The organism is Bradyrhizobium sp. Ce-3, from assembly GCF_022835695.1.
Taxonomy (GTDB): Bacteria; Pseudomonadota; Alphaproteobacteria; order Rhizobiales; family Xanthobacteraceae; genus Bradyrhizobium.
Window position 1 is genome coordinate 325,003 of record NZ_BQUV01000008.1, and the last position, 20,452, is coordinate 345,454.

Below are 20,452 nucleotides of genomic sequence, written 5' to 3' on the forward strand. Positions count from 1 at the left end.
ATCATCGGGTGAGGACGTTGCCGTTCAGCGTGTCAAAGGTGCTGCCGCCCTTCTTGGTCGGGGTCGCTTCCGGCAGCGAGGCCGACGAGCCCAGCACGTCGCTCAGCGACGGCCCCGCGGGCCCGCGCGGCTGCGCCGCCGCCTGCTCGGCGACGTTGCAGACCTTCTTCAGCAAGGCTTCGGTGTTCTTGTGACCGTTCTTGAGCTGGTCGGAGATCTGCGCCGGAATCCCGCACTTCGACGCGTTGGTGTCGACATATCTGATCATCTTGATCTCGGCCTGGCTGTAATAGCCGATCAGCTTGCAGGCCTCCTGCGGGCTGGCGTGGCGATCGCTCGCCGCCTTGATCGCCTTGCCGCGCTTCTCTGCATCCTCACGCAGCGGGACGAAATCCTTCATGCAGGCATCGCCGCCGCCAGCGGCGCTCGGCGGGGGCGGCGGAGATGACAGGCCGCCGCCGGCGATCGGCGCCGCGCCAGCGCTCGGAAACGGCGATGGTCCAGCGCCGACCCTGGCCGCCGGCGCGCCGTTGACCGGCGGGAATGCAGGATCCGAGGCGCTGCCGGCCTGGCTTGGACGCATACCGTTGACCGGCGGGAACGCGGGATCCGAGGCAGTGCCGGCCTTGCCCTGTTGATTGGGCAGCGGCGCCGGAAAAGCGCTCTGGGCAGCGGCATGCCCCGCAGACAGGGCGGTCGCGGCAACAGTCAACATGATCAGTCGGCGGATCATCGAGGGTGTTTCTCCGGCAAAAGGTCCAGGCAACCCCAGCGCAACAAAACGAAGCAACGAATTTTGGGGGCGTTTTACGATTCCTGTGACGCCTTAACAACCCGTGGATTTGGGCGACAGCGCGGCGTAGGGCCACACCGGCCACATTAAATTGTTCCCCGATTCTAAGCCTTTAGGCTACGAACGGCGGTAAAACCGGACCATCAAATCTGCCTGAACACGATTTTCGGTACGGCCACGCGGGGCGCAAGATTGCCCGAAAGCAAAAGGGGTCGCGTGCAAGCGACCCCTTGGACTTCAAATAAAACTAGGTGACAGAAGCAATGTATCGACACGTCCTTCCTACTTGGCCGACGGGTTCCTGACGAGTCCGCACCATTACGGTGTCGCCCGGTTTGGTAAATTCGCCGCGCCGCAGAGAAGCCGCCTCAGACATGCCTGAACACGATTTTCGCAGCCCCCGCCTGTTTGTCGATGCCGCGCTTGCAGCCGGCGCCAGCGTTCCGCTCGAGCGCGAGCAGAGCAACTATCTCGGCAATGTGCTGCGGCTTGGCGCCGGCGACCCCGTGCTGGTGTTCAACGGCCGCGACGGCGAATGGCGCGCCGAGATTTCCGGCCGCAAGCGCCCCGACACGCTGACGATATCGGCGCAGACCCGCGCGCAGGATCGCCTGCCCGACGTCGCTTGCGTATTCGCGCCGCTGAAGCACGCGCGGCTCGACTACATGGTGCAGAAGGCGGTCGAGATGGGCGCAGCACGGCTGGTGCCGGTGCTGACGCGGTTCACCCAGGTGTCGCGGGTCAACAGCGAGCGGATGCGCGCCAATGTGGTGGAAGCCGCCGAGCAATGCGGCATCATCTCGCTTGCCGAGGTCGCCGATCCCCTCCCCCTCGAGCGCTTCCTGGCGGGGCGCGATCCGGCGCGGCTGCTGGTGTTCTGCGACGAGGCGGCCGAGGTCGCGAACCCGGTGCAGGCGCTGCAGGCGGCAACGGCTGTGAATGGCGGGATCGACGTCCTGATCGGTCCCGAGGGGGGCTTTGCCGAGGAGGAGCGCACGCTGCTGCTGCGCCAGCCCGCGATCCTCCGCCTCGCCCTCGGCCCGCGCATCCTGCGCGCCGACACCGCCGCCGTGGCCGCACTGGCGCTGGTGCAGGCGGCGCGGGGGGACTGGCGCGGTCCGTAGCCCGGATGGAGCGCAGCGTAATCCGGGTAAGTCTCTCGGTGGCGCGAGATACCCCGGATTTCGCTGCGCTCCATCCGGGCTACGGTCACCGACTGCGGGGAACATCTTTCCCTAGCCAAGCCGTCGCAAAATCGTTAACGAACCCAATCATTAAGCCACTTGGCTGATCCCTGTCGAAACCATGGATCGGCCATGCTAAGGGCTCCGCCAGCACCACCCCTTGGAACCTGCGCCGGAACCCGAATCCGGGCCTTTTGGACGTCGAGATGAGCGAAGCTGCCGCACCACGAACCGCCGCCGGATCCGCCCTATGGGCGGATGCGCTGCTGGCCTCGTTCGCGCAGGCCGGCTATCTCAGGTCGGAGCCCGCGATCCTGCAGCCGGCCGAGCCGTTCCTCGACCTTTCCGGCGAGGACATTCGCAAGAGCCTGTATCTGACGACCGACCCGAGCGGCGAGGAGCTCTGCCTGCGCCCGGATCTCACGATCCCGGTGGCGCGCGACTACCTCGCCTCGCCCCGTGCCGGCCAGCCGGCCGGCTTCAGCTATCTCGGCCCGGTGTTCCGCTATCGCGGCGGTGCGCCGAGCCAGTTCCTGCAGGCCGGCATCGAATCGTTCGGGCGGCAGGACCGCGCCGCGGCCGACGCCGAGATGCTGGCGCTGGCGCTGGAGGCAACCACGGCATTCGGGTTGAAGGACGTCGAGATCCGCACCGGCGACGTCGCACTGTTCAACGCGCTGATCGATGCGCTCGAGCTTTACCCGGTGTGGCGGCGCCGGCTGATCAAGGATTTCAACCGCAAGGTCTCGCTGACCGACGATATCGAGCAGCTGACCCTGGCCACCGCGCCGGGCCGCAACGAATATGAGGGCGTGCTCGCGGCACTGGCCGGCTCCGATCGCAAGGCGGCGCTGGCGCTGGTCACCGACCTGATGTCGATCGCCGGCACCACCAATGTCGGCGGTCGCACCGTCGCCGAGATCGCCGACCGCTTCCTCGAGCAATCGACGCTGAAGGGCGGCGCGCTGCCGCGCGATGCGGTCGCCACCATCAAGCGCTTCCTGTCGATCGCAGGTGATCCCGACGATGCGGTGGCGCAGCTGCGCGCGCTCGCCGCCGACGCCAAGCTGAATCTCACGGCCGCGATCGACCAGCTGGAGAGCCGGGTCGGCTTCATGGCCGCGCGCGGCATCGACATCCGCAAGACGCGGTTCTCGACCGCGTTCGGCCGCGGCCTCGACTATTACACCGGCTTCGAGTTCGAGCTGCACGCCAAGGGCAACGGCGCCGAGCCGCTGGTCGCGGGCGGCCGCTATGACGGGCTGATGACGCAGCTCGGATCGGCCAATCCGATCCCCGCGGTCGGCTTCTCGGTCTGGATCGAGGCGATGAACCGGCATGGCAAGGCCGGCGGAGGCGCCCCATGAGCACGCCCTTCGTCGTCGCGGTTCCCTCCAAGGGACGCCTGCAGGAAAATGCCGAAAGCTTCTTCGCCCGCGCCGGGCTGACGCTGTCGAAGGCCGGCGGCGCGCGCGACTATCGCGGCACCATCGCCGGTGTCGACAATGTCGAGATCGCCTATCTGTCGGCGAGCGAGATTGCGGCCAATCTGGCGCGCGGTACGGTGCATCTCGGCGTCACCGGCGAGGATTTGGTGCGCGAGAGCATTCCGGATGCCGACAAGCGCGTTCTGATGATCGAAGGTCTCGGCTTCGGCTATGCCAATGTCGTGGTCGCGGTGCCGCAGGCCTGGATCGACGTCCGCACCATGGCCGACCTCGACGACGTCGCGTCGGGCTTCCGCGAGCAGCACAATCACCGCATGCGGGTCGCGACCAAATACATCAACCTGACCCGCGGCTATTTCGCCAAGCACGGCGTCGGCGACTACCGCATCGTCGAGAGCGCCGGCGCCACCGAGGGTGCGCCCGCGGCCGGCACCGCGGAACTGATCGTCGACATCACGACCACGGGCGCCACGCTCGCCGCCAACGGGCTCAAGGTGCTCGACGACGGCGTGATGCTGCGCAGCCAGGCCAACCTCGTTGCGTCGCGGGATGCCGACTGGTCGACCGGCGCCCGCGAGACCGCGCGCGTCATCCTCGACCACATCGCCGCCCGCGCCCGCGCCAGCAAGTACCGCGAGGTCCGCACCCGCTTTGCCGGCTGCAACGACGCGCTGCTGTCGGAGGCGCATAACCGCTTCGGCGTGGTCGCCCCGTTTGGTGGGCCAACGTCGTCAGGCATGCTTACGCTGCACTGCCCACCGGGCAAGCTCTACGCGCTCGGCAGCTTCCTGCGCGAACACGGCGCCGAGACCGTGTCGGTGGTGTCGCTGGACTATGTGTTCGACCGCGAGAACCCGCTGTTCGCCAAGCTTGAGGCGTTCCTGCGACAATGAGCCGGCGACGCCGTTCATGTTGGCGACAGCCGGCCGTCGGTACCATATTGTGTTCATGATCTCTCGTTGTGACGCGCGTTCCTCACGCGAAGCCGGGCTTCGCTGGAAAATGCTCTAGTTCTGGAACCTGACCGATGCTGCTGGGCTCTGACGTCTCCAGCCTGACCACAACCGCCAAGACCGCCGCCGCGCAGGGTCTGTCCATCGTCGTGCCCGTCTACAACGAGGCCGCGGGGCTTGCGGCACTGCACCAGCGGCTGGTCGACCTCGCCAAGTCGCTACGCACCCGCTACGGGCTGAATTGCGAAGTGGTCTATGTCGACGACGGCAGCGCGGACAATACGCTCACCATCGCCCGCGGCCTGCCCGCCGACGGGCTCGATTTGCAGGTGGTATCGCTGTCGCGCAATTTCGGCAAGGAGGCGGCGCTGATGGCCGGCCTCGACCATGCCCGCCGCGGCGCGGTGCTGTTCATGGATGGCGACGGCCAGCATCCGCCGACCCTGGTCGAGCAACTGGTCGCGCACTGGATCGATGACGGCTACGACGTGGTCTACACCGCGAAGGCGCATCGCGACAATGAATCGGCGCTGCGGCGGCTGTCGGTGCGCGGCTTCTATGCGCTGATCAATTGGGGCGCGCGGCAGAAGATCCCCGAGGACGCCGGCGACTTCCGCCTGCTGTCGCCGCGCGCGGCGCTGGCACTGCGGCAATTGCCGGAGCGCAACCGCTTCTTCAAGGGCCTCGCCAGCTGGATCGGCTTCAGGCAGATCCGCGTCGACTACGAGCCGGCGCCGCGCGCGCATGGCGTCACCACCTTCAACGCCGGCCGGCTGATCGGCCTCTCGATCGAGGGCCTGACCTCGTTCTCGGTGGCGCCGCTGCGCTTCGCCAGCCTGCTCGGTGCGCTGCTCGCGGGCGTCGCCTTCCTGTTCGGCCTCTCGATCCTGTGGGAAGTGCTGACCACCGGCAAGCAGGTGCCAGGCTATCCGTCGCTGATGATCGGCATGATGACGATCGGCGGCGTGCAGCTGATCATGATCGGCATCGTCGGCGAATATATCGGCAAGATCCTCTCCGAGCTGAAGGCGCGGCCGATCTACTTCGTCGCCGAGCACACCGAGAAGCACGCCGACGGCGGCGCGGCGCAAAATGCCTCCGAGCGGACCGCCGCCGAATGAACACGGATGCGCCGCGCCGGATCTGGCTGTGTGCTGACGATTATGGCTTGAGCGACGGTGTCAACCGCGCGATCCGCGACCTGATCGAGCGCGGCCGCCTCAACGCGACATCGGTGATGATGGTGACGCCGGCGATCGGCCGCGAGGCCGCCGCCGCGCTGCAGGCATCGGTCGCGAAGAGCCCGCGCTGCGCAATCGGGCTGCATGTGACGCTGACCGCGCCGTTCCGGCCGCTGACGATGCATTTCCGTCCGCTCGACGGCGACATGTTCCTGCCCTTCCCGCGGTTGCTGCGCGCCGGGCTGATGCATCGGCTCGACGCCGAGCTGGTGCATGCCGAGGTGCTGGCGCAGCTCGACGCCTTCCACGAATTGTTCGGCCGCGCGCCGGATTTCGTCGACGGCCACCAGCACGCGCAGCTGTTTCCGCAGGTGCGCGACGGCTTCCTGCGTGCCGTCAAGGAGCGCGCGCCCCACGCCTGGGTGCGGCAGTGCGGCCGCGAAGGCCCGCTGGCGCGGCAGCTGGCGGCACCGAAGGCGCTGGTGCTGAACGTGCTCAGCACGCAATTCCGCATCAAGGCGCAGCGCGCGGGCCTGCGCTTCAACCCGGCCTTCGCCGGCGCCTATGATTTTACACGCGGCAGTGAATTCGCGGCGCTGATGCAGGGTTTCCTCGACGGCATGCCCGAGGACGGGCTCGTGATGTGCCATCCCGGTTTCGTCGATGAAACTTTGAAGAACCTCGACCCGCTGACGACGCAGCGCGAGACCGAGCATGACTATCTCGCCGGCGAGGATTTCCCCGCGCTGCTGGCCCTGAATAAAGTTACACTGGCCTGAGACCCTTGTTTTGACGCGTTTTCTTCACGCGAACCGGGATCCACTTCGCTCGAAAACGCTTCAGGTTCACGAAAAACCGCCGGTCGTATTGTCGCATACATAAATTTAATTCTGGCCCCCACTCCTTGCGCCACAAACCCCGTCCTACATCAGCCGCGCGCCGATTCGATCGACGCGATGGAGAACGCCATGACACCGCAAGAACGCCAATTGATCGACGATCTCTTCGACCGGCTCGCCAAGCTGGAGAATGCCCCGCGTGACAGCGAGGCCATGTCCGCGATCATGCAGGGCCTGCGCAGCGCGCCGAATGCGGTCTACGCACTGGTGCAGACCGCATTGGTGCAGGACGAGGCGCTGAAGCGCGCCCATGACCGGATCCAGGAGCTCGAGGCCGCGGTCGGCCAGCAGCAAGGAGCACAGCAGCAGGGCGGCGGTTTCCTCGATTCGATGCGCGATGCGATCTTCGGCCAGGGTCAAGGACAGGGCCAGCAGCCGCACGGCTCGGTGCCGCCGGTGCGCGCGCCCGATATCGGCGGCGGACGCCCGGTCTGGAACTCGGGCCAGGCAATGCAGCAGGCCGGCGGCTATGGCCAGAACTACGGCCAGCCGCCGCAGCAATATGGTCAGCCCCAATACGGTCAGCCCCCGGCCCTCGGCGGCGGCGCTCCCGGCGGCGGTGGCGGTTCGTTCCTCGGCACCGCCGCGGCGGCCGCGGCCGGCGTGGTCGGCGGTGGTCTGCTGCTCTCCAGCATCCGCGGCATGATGGGTGGCGGCGGCCACCAGTCGCTGGCCGATGCCGGCGGCCTCGGCGGCGGATCGCGTCCCTGGGGCGGCGACCAGTCGTCGAGCGACCTGGCGCGTGACGCCGGGATCAACGATGTCGGCTCGTCCGGTCGCGGCGGTGATTCCGGCTCGCGCGCCGGTGCATTCGACCAGGCGCAGGCCGACCGCGACAGTGACGATGATCAAGACGCCGACGACTTCGACAATGACGACGGCGGCTTCGATGGTGGCGGCGGCGGCGACGACAGCAACTACGCGTAAACGCGATCGCCGAAACGACAACGGCCGCTCCAATCGAGCGGCCGTTTTGATTTGATCAATCCGTAGCCCGGATGCAGCGAAGCGCAATCCGGGGAAATCCTTCAGCTTGGAAGACTGTCCCGGATTTCGCTTCGCTCCATCCGGGCTACGAAGACAACCTTACATCACGACGACCCTGGCGCCGACATTGACGCGGCCGTAGAGGTCGATGACGTCCTCGTTGCGCATCCGGATGCAGCCGGACGACACGTTGGTGCCGATCGTCCAGGGCTCGTTGGAGCCATGGATGCGGTAGAGCGAGGACCCCAGATACATCGCCCGCGCGCCGAGCGGATTCTCCGGGCCGCCTTCCATGTGCCGCGGCAGATCGGGACGGCGCGCCAGCATTTCCGGTGGCGGCGTCCAGGCCGGCCATTCCTTCTTCGCCGAGATCGTCTTGACGCCGGCCCAGGTGAAGCCGGGCCGTCCGACGCCGATGCCGTAGCGCAGCGCGCGGCCGTCGCCCTGCACCAGATAGAGGAACTTGTTCGGCGTATCGACGACGATGGTGCCGGCGCCTTCCTTGCCGCTGTAATCGACCAGCTGCTTCTCGTATCGCGGATCGAACGGACGCTGGGTCGGATCGCCCGCGGCCTCCTCCTGCTGACGGATCATCTGCTGCTGCGGATCCATCGGCGGCAGCCCCTGGCGGTTGCCGTAATAGCCGGGCTGCTGCTGATACATCGGCTGTGGCGAATAACCCTGCGACGATGGCGCATCGCCGAACAGGAATTCGATGAAGCCGCCGCCCATGTTGGAGCGCTGCGGCTGCACATAGGCGGTGCGCATCGGCGGCTGCGGTGCGCCCTGGTTGGCGTAGATCACGCTGGGCTCGGGCTGAGCCGACGCGTCGATCGCCATGGCGGAATGGGGAATTGCAATAAGGGAAGAAGCGCCGGCGAGCAGCGCAAGCGTGGTTTTCCTGAACATCGACGTACTCTGTACTGGTTTCGTCGTGACGTGATGCGCGAGGGCGCCGACTTGCGCCGTTGCACGTGGTCAATAAGCAATGAAAACCGCATCGGTTTGGTAAACGGATCGGCGGTTTGGATTCACCACGTCGGCAATGCAGCGCGGTTTTGCCCGACAGCGTTTATTTTGCGTGAACGCCGCAGCAACATGGTTAATCACCGGTATCGCGACGGTCGCGCGCGCCGCGGGCAAACTGTTCCGGCGTGAACCTGACGTTAAATCACCTCTCGCTAGAACGGACCTCAGTGAAGGGGCGGGAATGAAAATCATGTCAGTGAAGCGGAAGCGTTTTCGTGTCGAGCAGGCGATGGGTGAGGTTGTGATGCCGGAGCCGGAAATGACTGGCGGCGCCGATCCTGGTCCGATGCATCGCGAGATCATGGCCGAGCTTCGCTCGATCCGCGCCCAGATGGCCGCGGCCCCATCCCAGCGCACCGGCGAGGGCGTCGATGCCGCCGTCGCCCGCGAGGTCGCCGAGACTCACGCGCTGCTCGAGACCTACCGCGCGCAGGTCGAACAATGCGAGAAGCTCAAGGTCGAGCTCGACCTGATCCATGACGCGATCAGCCGCACCAAGCGCGAGATCGCCGTGCTGCACGGCAAGAGCTTCAACGGCGAGGAGATGGCCAAGGTCAACGGCGAGCTCGGTGCCGTGGTCGGCGGCACCGAACAGGCCACCCAGCAGATCCTCGAAGCGGTCGAGGCGATCGACCAGGCCGCGAGTGCACTCGCCAACAACGTCACGCCGGACCAGCAGAAGCGGCTCAGCGAAGATATTCAGGAACGCGTGGTCTCGATCTTCGAGGCCTGCAACTTCCAAGACCTCACTGGCCAGCGCATCAGCAAGGTGATGCAGACGATGAAGTTCATCGAACAGCACATCAACGAGATGATGAACATCTGGGGCGGCGTCGACGCCATCAAGACCCACGTCCCGCCGATCGTCGACACCCGCGAGGGCGATGCCCGCCTGCTCAACGGCCCGAAGCTCGACGGCGACGCCGGCCACGCTTCGCAGGACGATATCGACGCGATGTTCAACTGAGTTTTGTCGGATCAAGACAAAAACGCCGGCCCTCGGGCCGGCGTTTTTGTTTGAGGGTGATCCAGCTCCGTGAGGGATCGCCGGGCAAAGTTGTCAGGCGATCACGGCGGCTTTGCAAAGAGTGAGTCTGCGCGGCAGCCTTCGTTGCGTGCACGTCACGTGACATTCATCAGAACCTCCGCATGCAGTTTGTGCCAATTGTGACACTTGCAAATTTGCTGGCAGGTTCGCTGTCGCGGGCGCATACTGCCGGTGAGGGAAATTGTCATGCGTGTACCGGGAGCCAACATTGGGTGCCGGTTGCATCGGACTTCCGGAGTGAATCCGGTCGCCCCGAGCGGGGCTTTGTACTTCCAAACAGCACAGCACAGATTTGCGGGCCGCGCGTTGCGCGCATCCGACGAGGGCAAGCAGGCTTCGCCCAGGCGCGGCCGCGATGCGCGACCGTTATTGAAATTGTGACGATGCGCGGCGGGCTGCTTTCGCGCTGATACCCGCGCTTTGCTTTCGAATCACGGATTGGGGGGAGCCACTGGAGTACCCAACACTGGAGATTGAACATGACGCAAAGAATTGTCAGAAATGCCGCAATCGCGTTCTCGACTTTCGCCTGTGCGACACTGTTCTCCATCACCTGGTCTGATCAGGGCGGCATCTCCGCGTCGGTCGAAAGCGCCCAGGCGCGTGTCGGCCGGCCGCTGACGCCGGTGAGCGTCGCCGGCGTTGCGCGTCGCCAGGCCCGGCGCGGTGCCTACGGTTACGGGATTGGCGCAGGTGTCGCCGCGACGGCAGCCGTCGCCGCAGCGGCCGCTACCGCGCCGGCCTACGCCGGGTGGGGCACAAACAACTGGACCGATGCATATGCGGCCCAGACGGATCCGAGCTTTGGCCAGCCCTACTATCCAGCACGGGCCTATTATGGCGGCAGCCCGTATTACGGCTATGCCGGATGGGCGGACTACAAGGCAGCCAATGGGATCACTTGCGAACCTGGTACGATGACGAAAATGGCCGACGGCCACAGTTACGTTTGTCAGTGACGTCGACGCAACGGCACTCCAAGAGGGCGGCTCGTTGAGCCGCCCTCATTCTCGATGAGGCAAATCGATCTCACTGAGCGACGGGTCCCGACCGCCATTGATCTACGTCAACATCACCTCTCTCTTGCCGCTGACGATAACCTTGGGCCGCATCTGAAGCGGCGCCATCACCTTTCGGTTCGCGTGCGATGAGGAGGATCACCATGCGTCGGACGAACACTCTTTCGACCAGGTCCGTGACGCTTGCGGGCGTTGCGACGAGCCTCTTGTTGGGGATCGTCGGTGTCGCCGTCAGCTCAGCACCGGCCAAGGCCGTCGTTTACTGCACTTATGTCGGTTATCCGCAGGGTTGCGTGGCGAGGGCGGGCGTCGTGCTCAGGCCTCGTCCGGTGGCACGAGCTGCGGTTCGTCACAACGCGGGCGGCAATTTGAATGGCGGCGTCAATCGGGTTGGCGTGCGGCGGTAAGGCAGGTCTTTGCGGGTCGCGACCGTAGCGCGCACGTCAAGGTTCCTCGCCTGAGGTTCGGTCAGAGGGGTTCTATTCGCGAAATGAAAGAGGGTCGCTCGCGGAGAAATACCCCTCACCCGGATCGCATCTGGCGATGCGATCCGGCCGCTCCCACAAGGGGAGAGCCGAACTGCCGATGTGGCTCTGGCTGAAGATAAGCGGAGGGCCTGCCGTTACGCCCTCGGGGCGCAGCGGACGTAGACCATGTTGCCGTAGCGGGTGGCGGCGTCCTTGTCGACGAAGCGGGTGATCAGCACCCGGCCGTCGAACGAGATGATCTCGCGGTCCTGCTCGCCGGGCACAGGTCCGGGCGGGCCGATATAGTTCTTGCCGCTCGGGGAACCCTTCAGCCGCAGTTCCTGCGGGGTGGCCTGGTCGGCCAGATGCATGATGACGCCGCCGTTCTGGCCGGCACCGATCACGTAAGGCTGCTTGCACTGGCCGCGCGCGGCGGCCTCGGTGCGGGCGCGGTCGGCGGGATTCTGGAACGAGGCGAGACCCCAGCGGCCGACGATTTCGTCGGGACGGATCGACGCGGGCATTTCCGGGGCAACCCCGGGTTCGACGGGCGCCGGCTCGGGGTTCGACGACAGCGACGGCAGGCTCATGCTGCCGCAAGCCCCCAAGAGTGTCGTCAGCGCCGAAACAGCCGCGAACCGTGCGACCAATCGCGCGTTGAGTGACCTGATCATATGCATCCCCCGACTATGTCCCGGCCGCACCCGTCCTGCAGCCAAGCGTAAAACTTAAGACGGAGCAATGACGTCTGACAAAATTACGTCATCGCTACGATTTGGTTTCTGGTCCACCATCCTATATTGGCCTCACCAAGGCCTTAACCCGGTTTGCTTGACAGAAACTGCGCCAAGCCATATTTCCCGGCGCACAATTAGCACTCTCGCACCACGATTGCTAAATGCGCCGGGCCTCCTGCCCGGCGCCGACCGGACCGGCATTCAACGCCGGTCTCGATGAACCGGACCTGAAACCGAGCCTCCAAGAGGGAACGTCATGGCTAAATCCACTTTCCGCCCACTGCATGACCGCGTCGTGGTCAAGCGTATCGATGCCGAGGAGAAGTCCAAGGGCGGCATCATCATTCCGGACTCGGCCAAGGAGAAGCCGTCGCAGGGCGAGATCGTCGCCGTCGGCCCCGGTGGCCGTGACGAGGCCGGCAAGCTGATCCCGATCGACCTCAAGGTCGGCGACCGCGTGTTGTTCGGCAAGTGGTCGGGCACCGAGGTCAAGCTCGACAACCAGGAGCTCCTGATCATGAAGGAGTCCGACATCATGGGCGTGCTGGCTTAAGCCCACCTCTTCCCGTCACCCTGAGGGGGCAGCGAAGCTGCCGTCTCGAAGGGGCGCATCCACAACTCATCCTTCGAGACGCGGGCCAAGGCCCGCTCCTCAGGATGACGCTTTTCCCAGGAGTTCAAATCAATGGCTGCCAAGGACGTAAAATTCGCCGGAGACGCCCGCGACCGCATGCTGCGCGGTGTCGACGTGCTCGCCAACGCCGTGAAGGTGACGCTCGGCCCGAAGGGCCGCAACGTCGTCATCGAGAAGAGCTTCGGCGCTCCCCGCATCACCAAGGACGGCGTCACCGTCGCCAAGGAGATCGAGCTCGACGACAAGTTCGAGAACATGGGCGCGCAGATGCTGCGCGAGGTCGCTTCCAAGACCAACGACACCGCCGGTGACGGCACCACCACCGCGACCGTGCTGGCGCAGGCCATCGTCCGCGAGGGCGCCAAGTCGGTCGCCGCCGGCATGAACCCGATGGACCTCAAGCGCGGCATCGACACCGCGGTTGCCGCCGTGATCAAGGACATCGAGAAGCGCGCCAAGCCGGTCGCGTCCTCTTCGGAAGTCGCCCAGGTCGGCACCATCTCGGCCAACGGCGATGCCGCGATCGGCAAGATGATCGCGCAGGCGATGCAGAAGGTCGGCAACGAGGGCGTCATCACCGTCGAGGAGAACAAGTCGCTCGAGACCGAGGTCGACATCGTCGAGGGCATGAAGTTCGACCGCGGCTACCTCTCGCCCTACTTCATCACCAACGCCGAGAAGATGACCGCCGAGCTCGAGGATGCCTATATCCTGCTGCACGAGAAGAAGCTGACCGGCCTGCAGTCGATGCTGCCGGTGCTGGAAGCCGTGGTGCAGTCGGGCCGTCCGCTCTTGATCCTCGCCGAGGACGTCGAGGGCGAGGCGCTGGCGACGCTGGTGGTCAACCGCCTGCGCGGCGGCCTCAAGGTTGCTGCCGTCAAGGCGCCGGGCTTCGGCGATCGCCGCAAGGCGATGCTGGAGGACATCGCGATCCTGACCGGCGGCCAGCTGATCTCCGACGATCTCGGCATGAAGCTCGAGAACGTCACGGTCAACATGCTCGGCCGCGCCGGCAAGATCGTGATCGACAAGGAGAACACCACGATCGTCAAGGGCGCCGGCAAGAAGAAGGACATCGACGCCCGCGTCGGCCAGATCAAGGCGCAGATCGAGGAGACCACCTCGGACTACGACCGTGAGAAGCTGCAGGAGCGTCTTGCCAAGCTCGCCGGCGGCGTTGCCGTGATCAAGGTCGGCGGCGCGACCGAGGTCGAGGTCAAGGAGAAGAAGGACCGTGTCGAGGACGCGCTGAACGCGACCCGCGCCGCGGTGCAGGAAGGCATCGTGCCCGGCGGCGGCGTGGCGCTGCTGCGCGCCAAGAAGGCGGTCGGCCGTCTCACCAACCCCAATGCCGACGTCCAGGCCGGCATCAACATCGTGCTCAAGGCGCTCGAAGCTCCGGTTCGCCAGATCTCGGAGAACGCCGGTGTCGAGGGCTCGATCGTGGTCGGCAAGATCCTCGAGAACAAGTCGGAGACCTTCGGCTTCGACGCCCAGACCGAGGACTATGTCGACATGGTCGACAAGGGCATCATCGACCCCGCCAAGGTGGTGCGCACCGCGCTGCAGGACGCCTCCTCGGTGGCCGGCCTGCTGGTGACCACCGAAGCCATGGTCGCCGAAGTGCCGAAGGATGCGGCGCCGGCGATGCCGGGCGGCGGCGGCATGGGTGGAATGGGCGGCATGGGCGGCTTCTGAGCCTCCGTCGTCACATCGCGATCGAGATCGAAGGCCGCCTCCGGGCGGCCTTCTTTTTTGCGATTTGATGACGATCGAGATGTAAGGATCAGCGCATGTCCCGCGACGCCAAATCGCTAACGTCAACGCTCGTGCTGTTCTACGCGATCGGCGCGGTGCTCGCGTTGGGCGCGTATGTCTCGAACAGCATCGATGATTTCGCGATCGTCCTGACGTTCTGGTTCAAGCAAACGCTGACGTTTGCCGTGCTCGGCGCGGCCTATGGCCTCTATTACGCCGTTGCTGGTTCGACCGGTCATCGTCCGAAAGCGCCGCTGCGGTTTCTGGACATAGCTTTCCTGGCTGCAGCTGCCACGCTCGGTGTCAGCATGCTGGTGCACAGTTGAGCGTTGACCGGCTCCAACGTTCGCTTTTTTGCCCGCCCCGACAGGATGCTTGGCATCGCCGTCATTGCGAGGAGCTCGCGACAAAATTGCAAAGCAATTTTGCGCTGATGCGACGAAGCAATACACTTTCCGCTTGCGGCGCCATGGATTGATTCGCTTCGCTCGCAATGACGCACGCTTCAAGCCACGCAGATGTCCGGCACCGCCACCTTCTGGAACAGATGCGGCGAGGCCACCGCGGAGGCCGGATAGGCCGCGAGCTTGGCCCTGAACTCGGGGTTCGCAAAGGCTGCGCGGAACGCGGCGGTGGATTCCCAGACTGCATAATTCAGATAGGCCGGGCTGTCGCCGAGCGCGCGGTGCAGCTGGGTCGAGATGAAGCCCGGCTGCCGCTTCATGATGGCGGCGTCGGCCTGCCAGGCTTTCAGGAAGGTGTCCTCGTCGACCGCATCGAGCGTGAAGAGGTTGACGAGCACGACGTTGGCGGCATCGACCGCGAGCTGGCGGTCGATCGGGAATGCGGGGTCGAGGGGGCGCATCTGCGGCATGGTTGGCTCCGCTAGTTTGGTGCTATGATGTCACTTCGATACGATGGATACATAATTATTTGACATCATGATGTCAATATAAACTTATGGTGACAAATGCCGCATGCCAAACGAACACCGGCCGGCGAGGCCCTGAGCTCCCTGATTCTCGACCTGTTCAGGCTGAACAGCCTGCTGTTCACCGCCGGTGACCGGATGGTGGCGGGACTGGGCCTGACCAGCGCGCGCTGGCAAATTCTCGGCGCCATCGTCGCCGCCGAGCGCCCGCAACCGGTCGCGTGGCTGGCGCGTGACCTCGGCGCCGCCCGGCAGAACGTGCAGCGGATCGTCAACGACCTGCAACGGGACGGGCTCGTCAGCTTCGAGACCAACCCGCATCATCGCCGCGCCCAGTTCGTCGTGCTGACCGAGAAGGGGCGACAAAGTTTCGACTCGGCGATGCGCCTGCAACTGCCCTGGGTGAACGGTCTCGCCGACGGGCTTGCGCTCAAGGACCTCGAAGCGACCTCCCGCGTCGTGAGCGCGCTGCGCGGCAGGCTGGAGGGCAGCGAGGAACCTGACGAGCGCGCATGACGGCGATTGTGCAAGCGCCGCCGTTAGGCGGCCTTCTTTTTTGGCCAATGACACGGAGGTTTGCTAGTTACGACGGAACCGATTCTGCCCCTTCGAGGACTTATCGTATGCGCGCGCTCCCGCTCCTGCTGCTCGGTCTTGCCGTCGCCTCGGCACCTGCCCTCGCCCAGATGAAGCTGCAAACCAAGCAGGCCCCGTCGAACGGCCCCGAGACGCGCTATTTCACCGCGATCGACGGCCTGATGGACGGCAATGCCGACGTCGTGCTGAAGGAAACCCGCCAGGGCAAGACCGTGACCGCGGCCGTGCTCGACGTCTGCTACCCCGCCGACAAGAGCTCCGACCGCAAGGACCGCTTCGTCGCCAATTTGACCGTCAACGGCCAGACCCTCACCGGCACCACCCAGAGCGTCGCCGACAAGCAGCCGGTGACCGTCAAGCTGAACCGCAAACAGACCGGCGACGGATTTGAGTTCCGCGGCCAGATCACGATCGGCCAGACCGTGACCGAAGTGGCGTCATCGGACAATTCCGATCTCAGCGAGAAGGAATTCCAGGACAACCAGGCCACCGAGGACGGCATCACGCCGCAGCCGAAGGACTTCACCGACGTCTCGCCGGAATCGATCGGCGTGCGGGTCAAGCTCGATGCGGCGTCGGATTTCCTCAAGGGCTTGAAGGGCGAGGCCGTCGAGATCGGCACCTCCAGCCTCTCCGTGACCTGCGATGCGATGCGCTCCGGCGAGCAGACCATCAACCTCACGGTCGATCCCGAGCACGCCGGCGCGCTGCTCGCCAAGGCGAAATCGGCTCCCGGCGTGACCGCGGCGGGCTGGACCAGCGGCGTGGTCGAGATGGACCGCACCATCCGGTTTGCCGCCGCCGACTGGCGCGACGGCGACAAGCTCAACCGCGACAAGGTCGCAACCGCGATCGCGGGCGTGCTGGCGAAGACGCTTGCCGCAAAGCCAGCCTCCGCGACCTGGAATGCGAATACCGGCAAGCTCAAGCTGGTGCTGAAGCGGCCGAGCGCGATTTACCCCGCGCTTGGCCTCACCCAGAACTACGAAGTCACCGCCCTCGTCTCGCCCGACAAGCCCGGGAGCACGGACCGGCTGATGCTGTGGGTGTCGAGCCCGACCGTCTCGACGTCGGACGACAGCGCCGGCGCCAAGCTCAATCTGTCCGACGATTCCAGCAGTGACGAGGAAGGCAGCGAGGCCAAGGACGACAACGGCGCGATCGATGCGCTGCTCAAGGAGTTCAAGGGCCAGCGCTGGGATGCCGACAAGTCGGTGTGGCGCTGATGCCGGCGCGCTGCTGATTCAAGCGACCCTCGTCCTCAGCGGCACGACGTTGTTGCACGCCGTCTCCGGAGCAGCGTCCGGACCGGCCTGCAGCATCCCATCGCTTCTGACGAACAATTCGGAACGCGGCTCGGTCGCAGCGCGATCGAGCAACGCCCGCAGCTCGGGGCGATCGCATCGAAGTTGCGCATGATGTTCTCCTGTGATCACGAAGAGGTTTCGCGTTCGTGTTGCGCAAGCCACCCGCTTCCCGATTGCGCGGCAACATTCGAGAAGCGGCGCTAAGCGCCATATCGACAAAGCGGAATCTCGTCTGAATGCCGACGCCACGCCCGATCTGGAATCGGGTGGCACGATACCCGTCTCGAGATGCCTAATGCGTGCATCGACACAAGGCCGGTCGCGATACCGGCAACACGCAAATGGAGACGATCCGATGTCAGAGGAAAACAAGAGCGTCGTGGGCCGGTGGTTCGAGGGCTTTTGGGGAAACCCATGGAATCCGCGCATCATCGATGAGCTCGCGACACCAGACATTGTCGTGCACTACCCGATGCACGAACCTAAGAAGGGCCGCGCTGCGGTCACGCAATTCATCACCGAGTTTCGTGAAGCGTTTCCGGATCTCAATTTCTGGGGCGTCGGCGATCTCGTCGCGGAAGGTGATCTCGTCGTTGGCCGCTGGGAAGGCGGCGGTACGCACACCGGGCCTGCGTTCAGCGACTTCCGCCTCGGCTCGCTGCCCGCGGCCTCCGGCCGCAAGATGACGTTCGCCGGCACCACCGTGTTGCGCGTGCGGGACGGACGGATCGCCGAGGAGCTCGGACAGGAAGATGCGCTGACCGCGATGCTGCAGCTCGGCCTCATTCGCTTGCCCGAGCAGAGCGGCTACGCCGGGTGAACCGGCATTTCATCGACGATCGCATCGCGGCTACCCGAGCGCACGTTCCATGCGCTCGGGTAGCGCAAGCGATCGGCTCGGTGAAATTGAAGCGCTCTAAGCCGCAGGCTCGCTGGAGGCATTCCAAAATCGTTGCGCCGGCATCGCATCTCCCGATGCAGTGCCGGCGCAACTGTTCCGCAGCAATTTTGCATCAAGCCGGAAAGATCAGGCACGTCGTCGTGCCGTGGGCGAGCAGGCGTCCCGTTTCGTCGGTCACCCTGCCTTCGGCGGTGCCGATGCGGCGACCGCAATGGAGCACCTGGCCCTCGGCCCGGATCGGACCGGTGTCCGGCGTGATCGGCCGCAGCAGCGAGATCTTGAACTCGAGCGTGGTCTGGCTGGTGCCGGCATCGAGCGTCGACTGCACCGCGAGCCCCATGCAGCTGTCGAGCAGCGTCGCGGTGAGCCCGCCATGCACGGTGCCGGCCGGATTGAGATGCGCGTCGGTCGGCAGCAGCGTGACCACGACGCGGCCGTGCTCGGCCTCGGTGACGTCATAACCAAGCGTCCGCGCGATGGTGTTGAGCGGCAACGCGCCAGAGGCGAGACCCTGGACGAATGCGAGCCCGCTCATCTCACGTTTCTGTTCCGCACTGACGGTGCCGTAGCTCTTGGGCATTGCCGATCTCCCTCGGGGTTATTGCATCGTGACGCCTGGCAACCGTCTCCGTCGCAACGACGTCGGCGAGCGTCCGTAAAGTCTTGCGAATGCGGCGGTCATCCGCCGTGCGCTGGAAAAGCCGGCGCGCTGCGCCACCACGAAGAGCGGAAGATCGCTCTCGTCGATCAGGCGCTTGGCGCGCTGTACGCGCAGCGACAACGCGACCTGCAGCGGTGAGGCATCGAGATGCTCGGCAAACAGCCGCGACAGATGCCGCGCGCCGATGCCGAGCCGATCGGCAAGCGCTTCGACATCGCCGCAGTCGAGCGCGCCTTGCTCGATCAGCGCCAGCGCGCGCTCGACGGTGGTCCGGGTGCCTTTCCATGCCGGGCAGAACGGCGCTGCCTCGGGACGGCAGCGCAGGCAGGGCCGGTAGCCGGCGCGTTCGGCCGACGCGGCGCTGCCATAGAACCGCACATTGCGGGCGAGCGGCGTGCGTGCCCGGCACACCGGGCGGCAATACACGCCCGTCGTCCTGACCGCGACGAACACGATGCCGTCCCAGGCCGGGTCGCGGCGTTGAAAGGCGGCATACTGTGCGGCGAAGTCGAGCATGCAACCGCTATAGCCGCGGCCATGCGCCGCGACGACCCGCTTTGCGGAGACGACGTCCGGAAACGACCGCGTGGCGTCAGAGGCGCTTGGTCATGAACAGGCTGAGCGGATCGGGCGCGTAGCCGTCGAACGGCGGGCAGTCCCGGTAGCCGGCGGCTTGGTAGAGCCCGATCGCCTCCGGCTGCCGGATCCCGGTCTCGAGGCTGATGCGCGCGATCTGCCGGCTGCGCGCTGCCTCTTCCAGCGCCTCGAGCAGGCGGCGGCCGAGCCCCTGCCCGCGCGCATCGGCGCGCACGAACATCCGCTTCATCTCGGCATGCCCGGGCGCGATGAGGCGGAAGGCGATCGAGCCGAGCGCCTCACCGTCGCGCCGCGCGACGAGAAACACGGTGCCGGGGGCGGCGAGCGCCGCGACGTCGACGAGATGGTTGCTGTCGGGCGGATAGAGCGCCTCGAGATAGGCGTCCGACAGCGCGATCAGCCGCCGCACCTCCGGCTGCCTGGGGTCTTCGGGGCCGATGCTGATCTCACCCTTGCGCATCTCGGACATGGCTCGGCGCCTGCTGTTGGGGTCGCCGCCCGCAACTGTCCGACGGCGCCGCCACCCCGTCAATCTACGGGCCTGCGACCAAAAGACTTCGTGCCGCCGCAGTTCGGTCACCGAAAATTAAGGCTCGATTTAGTTTCGGGGATCATCCTTTGCGTCACCGAACACAGGTCACGCCATGCAAGACCGCGAGCCGATCAATCCTGGGAGCATCTGGCCAACGGATGTGACGGAGGGTCATTCGCCGGCGCAGACGGCGGACCTCTGGGATGTCTCAGGCGAAAACCACGATGCCGCCCTGCTGCTGCGGGAGCCGTTTGCCGACCGCATCGGCACCGCGCTGCTGGCGGCCACCGCGCTCGCCGCAGCCTTCGTGCTGGGATGGACCGGGGGCGCCAACTGGCACGACTTCGCAATGCCTGCCGCGGTCCCGGTGGCGCAGAAGGAGGCGCCGGTCCCGCACGTCGCCGAGGCGCCGCCGAACCGAAAGAGCGAGAGCCCGCGGCGGACCGCATCCAACGCCGAGCCATCAGTCACCGGCAGCATTCCCAAATCCGCCGCCAATCCACGGCCGCAGGCGCTGGGCGCAGCACCGACGACGCTGAACGCGCAAGCCATGGCGCTCGGGCCGAAGCCGGCGGTGGCAACAGCGCCGGAAACGCGGCCGAGCACTATCCCCGGATGGTCGGTGGTCGAGGTCCGTGACGGCACCGCCGTGCTGGAAGGGCCGGAGGGCGTCAAGATGGCCGCACGCGGCGACGTTGTCCCCGGCCTCGGACGGGTCGATTCCATCGTGCGCTGGGGCAACCGCTGGATCGTCGCCACGGCGAGCGGATTGGTCGCGACGCCCTGAGC

The 20,452-nt window shown here is 65.7% G+C and carries 23 protein-coding genes; 16 read left to right on the forward strand and 7 right to left on the reverse strand.

Annotated elements, in window-relative coordinates:
* Window position 1 precedes the first annotated feature (1 nt).
* Window positions 2–733, reverse strand: coding sequence for a hypothetical protein (locus BRSPCE3_RS27085; RefSeq protein WP_244069369.1), 732 nt, complete (start codon window positions 731–733; stop codon window positions 2–4).
* A gap of 434 nt (window positions 734–1,167) precedes the next feature.
* Here BRSPCE3_RS27085 and BRSPCE3_RS27090 point away from each other — a divergent pair, with 434 nt between their 5' ends.
* The 6 genes from BRSPCE3_RS27090 to BRSPCE3_RS27115 all read left to right on the forward strand — a co-directional run bounded on the left by BRSPCE3_RS27090 (window position 1,168) and on the right by BRSPCE3_RS27115 (window position 7,385).
* Window positions 1,168–1,917: a 16S rRNA (uracil(1498)-N(3))-methyltransferase gene (locus tag BRSPCE3_RS27090; protein ID WP_244069370.1), complete on the forward strand. Its 750-nt coding sequence runs from the start codon at window positions 1,168–1,170 to the stop codon at window positions 1,915–1,917.
* A 266-nt stretch (window positions 1,918–2,183) separates the two neighbouring features.
* On the forward strand, window positions 2,184–3,344 hold the full coding sequence (locus tag BRSPCE3_RS27095; protein ID WP_244069372.1) for an ATP phosphoribosyltransferase regulatory subunit: 1,161 nt from the start codon (window positions 2,184–2,186) through the stop codon (window positions 3,342–3,344).
* Window positions 3,341–4,318 carry an ATP phosphoribosyltransferase gene (gene hisG / locus BRSPCE3_RS27100; RefSeq protein ID WP_244069373.1) on the forward strand — a complete coding sequence of 326 codons (978 nt, stop codon included), beginning with the start codon at window positions 3,341–3,343 and terminating at the stop codon, window positions 4,316–4,318. The genes BRSPCE3_RS27095 and hisG overlap by 4 nt, the downstream gene beginning before the upstream one ends.
* A 134-nt stretch (window positions 4,319–4,452) precedes the next feature.
* Window positions 4,453–5,499, forward strand: coding sequence for a glycosyltransferase family 2 protein (locus tag BRSPCE3_RS27105; protein WP_244069374.1), 1,047 nt, complete (start codon window positions 4,453–4,455; stop codon window positions 5,497–5,499).
* Entirely contained in the window at window positions 5,496–6,338 is an 843-nt protein-coding gene (locus BRSPCE3_RS27110) for a ChbG/HpnK family deacetylase (protein WP_244069375.1), read from the forward strand. Before BRSPCE3_RS27105 ends, BRSPCE3_RS27110 begins: the two co-directional genes overlap by 4 nt.
* 189 nt (window positions 6,339–6,527) lie before the next feature.
* Window positions 6,528–7,385, forward strand: a complete 858-nt coding sequence (locus BRSPCE3_RS27115) for a DUF2076 domain-containing protein (RefSeq protein WP_244069377.1) — start codon at window positions 6,528–6,530, stop codon at window positions 7,383–7,385.
* 159 nt (window positions 7,386–7,544) lie between these two features.
* Here BRSPCE3_RS27115 and BRSPCE3_RS27120 read toward each other — a convergent pair whose 3' ends face one another.
* Window positions 7,545–8,354: a L,D-transpeptidase gene (locus BRSPCE3_RS27120; protein WP_244069378.1), complete on the reverse strand. Its 810-nt coding sequence runs from the start codon at window positions 8,352–8,354 to the stop codon at window positions 7,545–7,547.
* Between the two features lie 310 nt (window positions 8,355–8,664).
* Between BRSPCE3_RS27120 and BRSPCE3_RS27125 the strand changes: the two genes are divergently transcribed.
* The 3 genes from BRSPCE3_RS27125 (at window position 8,665) to BRSPCE3_RS27135 (ending at window position 10,948) form a co-directional block, all read left to right on the forward strand.
* A complete protein-coding gene (locus BRSPCE3_RS27125) occupies window positions 8,665–9,441 on the forward strand; it encodes a protein phosphatase CheZ (protein WP_244069379.1) in 777 nt (258 codons plus the stop codon).
* Window positions 9,442–10,001: 560 nt separating this feature from the next.
* Window positions 10,002–10,481: a hypothetical protein gene (locus tag BRSPCE3_RS27130; RefSeq protein ID WP_244069380.1), complete on the forward strand. Its 480-nt coding sequence runs from the start codon at window positions 10,002–10,004 to the stop codon at window positions 10,479–10,481.
* Between the two features lie 203 nt (window positions 10,482–10,684).
* The gene (locus tag BRSPCE3_RS27135; RefSeq protein WP_375709965.1) at window positions 10,685–10,948 is read left to right on the forward strand and encodes a hypothetical protein; all 264 of its coding nucleotides are present in this window, start codon (window positions 10,685–10,687) and stop codon (window positions 10,946–10,948) included.
* A gap of 215 nt (window positions 10,949–11,163) precedes the next feature.
* Here BRSPCE3_RS27135 and BRSPCE3_RS27140 read toward each other — a convergent pair whose 3' ends face one another.
* Window positions 11,164–11,682 (reverse strand): hypothetical protein, encoded by a 519-nt coding sequence (locus BRSPCE3_RS27140; protein WP_076864932.1) that lies wholly within the window; start codon window positions 11,680–11,682, stop codon window positions 11,164–11,166.
* A gap of 319 nt (window positions 11,683–12,001) precedes the next feature.
* Here BRSPCE3_RS27140 and BRSPCE3_RS27145 point away from each other — a divergent pair, with 319 nt between their 5' ends.
* The 3 genes from BRSPCE3_RS27145 to BRSPCE3_RS27155 all read left to right on the forward strand — a co-directional run bounded on the left by BRSPCE3_RS27145 (window position 12,002) and on the right by BRSPCE3_RS27155 (window position 14,463).
* Window positions 12,002–12,298 (forward strand): co-chaperone GroES, encoded by a 297-nt coding sequence (locus tag BRSPCE3_RS27145; RefSeq protein WP_018269780.1) that lies wholly within the window; start codon window positions 12,002–12,004, stop codon window positions 12,296–12,298.
* Window positions 12,299–12,430: 132 nt separating this feature from the next.
* Window positions 12,431–14,077 carry a chaperonin GroEL gene (gene groL, locus BRSPCE3_RS27150; protein WP_244069382.1) on the forward strand — a complete coding sequence of 549 codons (1,647 nt, stop codon included), beginning with the start codon at window positions 12,431–12,433 and terminating at the stop codon, window positions 14,075–14,077.
* A gap of 95 nt (window positions 14,078–14,172) precedes the next feature.
* Window positions 14,173–14,463 (forward strand): hypothetical protein, encoded by a 291-nt coding sequence (locus tag BRSPCE3_RS27155; RefSeq protein WP_244069384.1) that lies wholly within the window; start codon window positions 14,173–14,175, stop codon window positions 14,461–14,463.
* A gap of 179 nt (window positions 14,464–14,642) precedes the next feature.
* Here BRSPCE3_RS27155 and BRSPCE3_RS27160 read toward each other — a convergent pair whose 3' ends face one another.
* Window positions 14,643–15,011, reverse strand: coding sequence for an antibiotic biosynthesis monooxygenase (locus BRSPCE3_RS27160; protein WP_244069385.1), 369 nt, complete (start codon window positions 15,009–15,011; stop codon window positions 14,643–14,645).
* Window positions 15,012–15,107: 96 nt separating this feature from the next.
* Between BRSPCE3_RS27160 and BRSPCE3_RS27165 the strand changes: the two genes are divergently transcribed.
* From BRSPCE3_RS27165 to BRSPCE3_RS27175, 3 genes are all read left to right on the forward strand, one after another.
* The gene (locus tag BRSPCE3_RS27165; RefSeq protein WP_244069386.1) at window positions 15,108–15,584 is read left to right on the forward strand and encodes a MarR family winged helix-turn-helix transcriptional regulator; all 477 of its coding nucleotides are present in this window, start codon (window positions 15,108–15,110) and stop codon (window positions 15,582–15,584) included.
* 107 nt (window positions 15,585–15,691) lie between these two features.
* Window positions 15,692–16,891: a hypothetical protein gene (locus tag BRSPCE3_RS27170; RefSeq protein WP_244069387.1), complete on the forward strand. Its 1,200-nt coding sequence runs from the start codon at window positions 15,692–15,694 to the stop codon at window positions 16,889–16,891.
* A gap of 436 nt (window positions 16,892–17,327) precedes the next feature.
* Window positions 17,328–17,792, forward strand: coding sequence for an ester cyclase (locus tag BRSPCE3_RS27175; RefSeq protein WP_173640586.1), 465 nt, complete (start codon window positions 17,328–17,330; stop codon window positions 17,790–17,792).
* A 193-nt stretch (window positions 17,793–17,985) separates the two neighbouring features.
* Here the strand turns inward: BRSPCE3_RS27175 and BRSPCE3_RS27180 are convergent, their stop codons facing one another.
* The 3 genes from BRSPCE3_RS27180 to BRSPCE3_RS27190 all read right to left on the reverse strand — a co-directional run bounded on the left by BRSPCE3_RS27180 (window position 17,986) and on the right by BRSPCE3_RS27190 (window position 19,591).
* Window positions 17,986–18,453, reverse strand: a complete 468-nt coding sequence (locus BRSPCE3_RS27180) for a PaaI family thioesterase (protein WP_244069388.1) — start codon at window positions 18,451–18,453, stop codon at window positions 17,986–17,988.
* A gap of 18 nt (window positions 18,454–18,471) precedes the next feature.
* Entirely contained in the window at window positions 18,472–19,050 is a 579-nt protein-coding gene (locus tag BRSPCE3_RS27185; RefSeq protein ID WP_244069389.1) for a bifunctional transcriptional activator/DNA repair enzyme AdaA, read from the reverse strand.
* A gap of 76 nt (window positions 19,051–19,126) precedes the next feature.
* Window positions 19,127–19,591, reverse strand: coding sequence for a GNAT family N-acetyltransferase (locus tag BRSPCE3_RS27190; RefSeq protein ID WP_244069503.1), 465 nt, complete (start codon window positions 19,589–19,591; stop codon window positions 19,127–19,129).
* Between the two features lie 232 nt (window positions 19,592–19,823).
* On the opposite strand from BRSPCE3_RS27190, the gene BRSPCE3_RS27195 reads away from it, so the two are divergent.
* Entirely contained in the window at window positions 19,824–20,450 is a 627-nt protein-coding gene (locus tag BRSPCE3_RS27195; RefSeq protein WP_244069390.1) for a hypothetical protein, read from the forward strand.
* Window positions 20,451–20,452 lie beyond the last annotated feature (2 nt).

Excerpts from the sequence above, each read along its gene's own strand:
- BRSPCE3_RS27090 (WP_244069370.1), top strand. The coding sequence starts at position 1,168 with ATGCCTGAACACGATTTTCGCAGCCCCCGCCTGTTTGTCGATGCCGCG.
- BRSPCE3_RS27155 (WP_244069384.1), top strand. The coding sequence starts at position 14,173 with ATGTCCCGCGACGCCAAATCGCTAACGTCAACGCTCGTGCTGTTCTAC.
- BRSPCE3_RS27185 (WP_244069389.1), bottom strand. The coding sequence starts at position 19,050 with ATGCTCGACTTCGCCGCACAGTATGCCGCCTTTCAACGCCGCGACCCG.
- BRSPCE3_RS27120 (WP_244069378.1), bottom strand. The coding sequence starts at position 8,354 with ATGTTCAGGAAAACCACGCTTGCGCTGCTCGCCGGCGCTTCTTCCCTT.
- groL (WP_244069382.1), top strand. The coding sequence starts at position 12,431 with ATGGCTGCCAAGGACGTAAAATTCGCCGGAGACGCCCGCGACCGCATG.
- BRSPCE3_RS27110 (WP_244069375.1), top strand. The coding sequence starts at position 5,496 with ATGAACACGGATGCGCCGCGCCGGATCTGGCTGTGTGCTGACGATTAT.
- BRSPCE3_RS27085 (WP_244069369.1), bottom strand. The coding sequence starts at position 733 with ATGATCCGCCGACTGATCATGTTGACTGTTGCCGCGACCGCCCTGTCT.
- BRSPCE3_RS27170 (WP_244069387.1), top strand. The coding sequence starts at position 15,692 with ATGCGCGCGCTCCCGCTCCTGCTGCTCGGTCTTGCCGTCGCCTCGGCA.
- BRSPCE3_RS27190 (WP_244069503.1), bottom strand. The coding sequence starts at position 19,591 with ATGCGCAAGGGTGAGATCAGCATCGGCCCCGAAGACCCCAGGCAGCCG.
- BRSPCE3_RS27175 (WP_173640586.1), top strand. The coding sequence starts at position 17,328 with ATGTCAGAGGAAAACAAGAGCGTCGTGGGCCGGTGGTTCGAGGGCTTT.
- BRSPCE3_RS27140 (WP_076864932.1), bottom strand. The coding sequence starts at position 11,682 with ATGATCAGGTCACTCAACGCGCGATTGGTCGCACGGTTCGCGGCTGTT.
- BRSPCE3_RS27145 (WP_018269780.1), top strand. The coding sequence starts at position 12,002 with ATGGCTAAATCCACTTTCCGCCCACTGCATGACCGCGTCGTGGTCAAG.
- BRSPCE3_RS27115 (WP_244069377.1), top strand. The coding sequence starts at position 6,528 with ATGACACCGCAAGAACGCCAATTGATCGACGATCTCTTCGACCGGCTC.
- BRSPCE3_RS27105 (WP_244069374.1), top strand. The coding sequence starts at position 4,453 with ATGCTGCTGGGCTCTGACGTCTCCAGCCTGACCACAACCGCCAAGACC.
- BRSPCE3_RS27125 (WP_244069379.1), top strand. The coding sequence starts at position 8,665 with ATGTCAGTGAAGCGGAAGCGTTTTCGTGTCGAGCAGGCGATGGGTGAG.
- BRSPCE3_RS27135 (WP_375709965.1), top strand. The coding sequence starts at position 10,685 with ATGCGTCGGACGAACACTCTTTCGACCAGGTCCGTGACGCTTGCGGGC.
- BRSPCE3_RS27180 (WP_244069388.1), bottom strand. The coding sequence starts at position 18,453 with ATGCCCAAGAGCTACGGCACCGTCAGTGCGGAACAGAAACGTGAGATG.
- BRSPCE3_RS27165 (WP_244069386.1), top strand. The coding sequence starts at position 15,108 with ATGCCGCATGCCAAACGAACACCGGCCGGCGAGGCCCTGAGCTCCCTG.
- BRSPCE3_RS27160 (WP_244069385.1), bottom strand. The coding sequence starts at position 15,011 with ATGCCGCAGATGCGCCCCCTCGACCCCGCATTCCCGATCGACCGCCAG.
- hisG (WP_244069373.1), top strand. The coding sequence starts at position 3,341 with ATGAGCACGCCCTTCGTCGTCGCGGTTCCCTCCAAGGGACGCCTGCAG.
- BRSPCE3_RS27095 (WP_244069372.1), top strand. The coding sequence starts at position 2,184 with ATGAGCGAAGCTGCCGCACCACGAACCGCCGCCGGATCCGCCCTATGG.
- BRSPCE3_RS27130 (WP_244069380.1), top strand. The coding sequence starts at position 10,002 with ATGACGCAAAGAATTGTCAGAAATGCCGCAATCGCGTTCTCGACTTTC.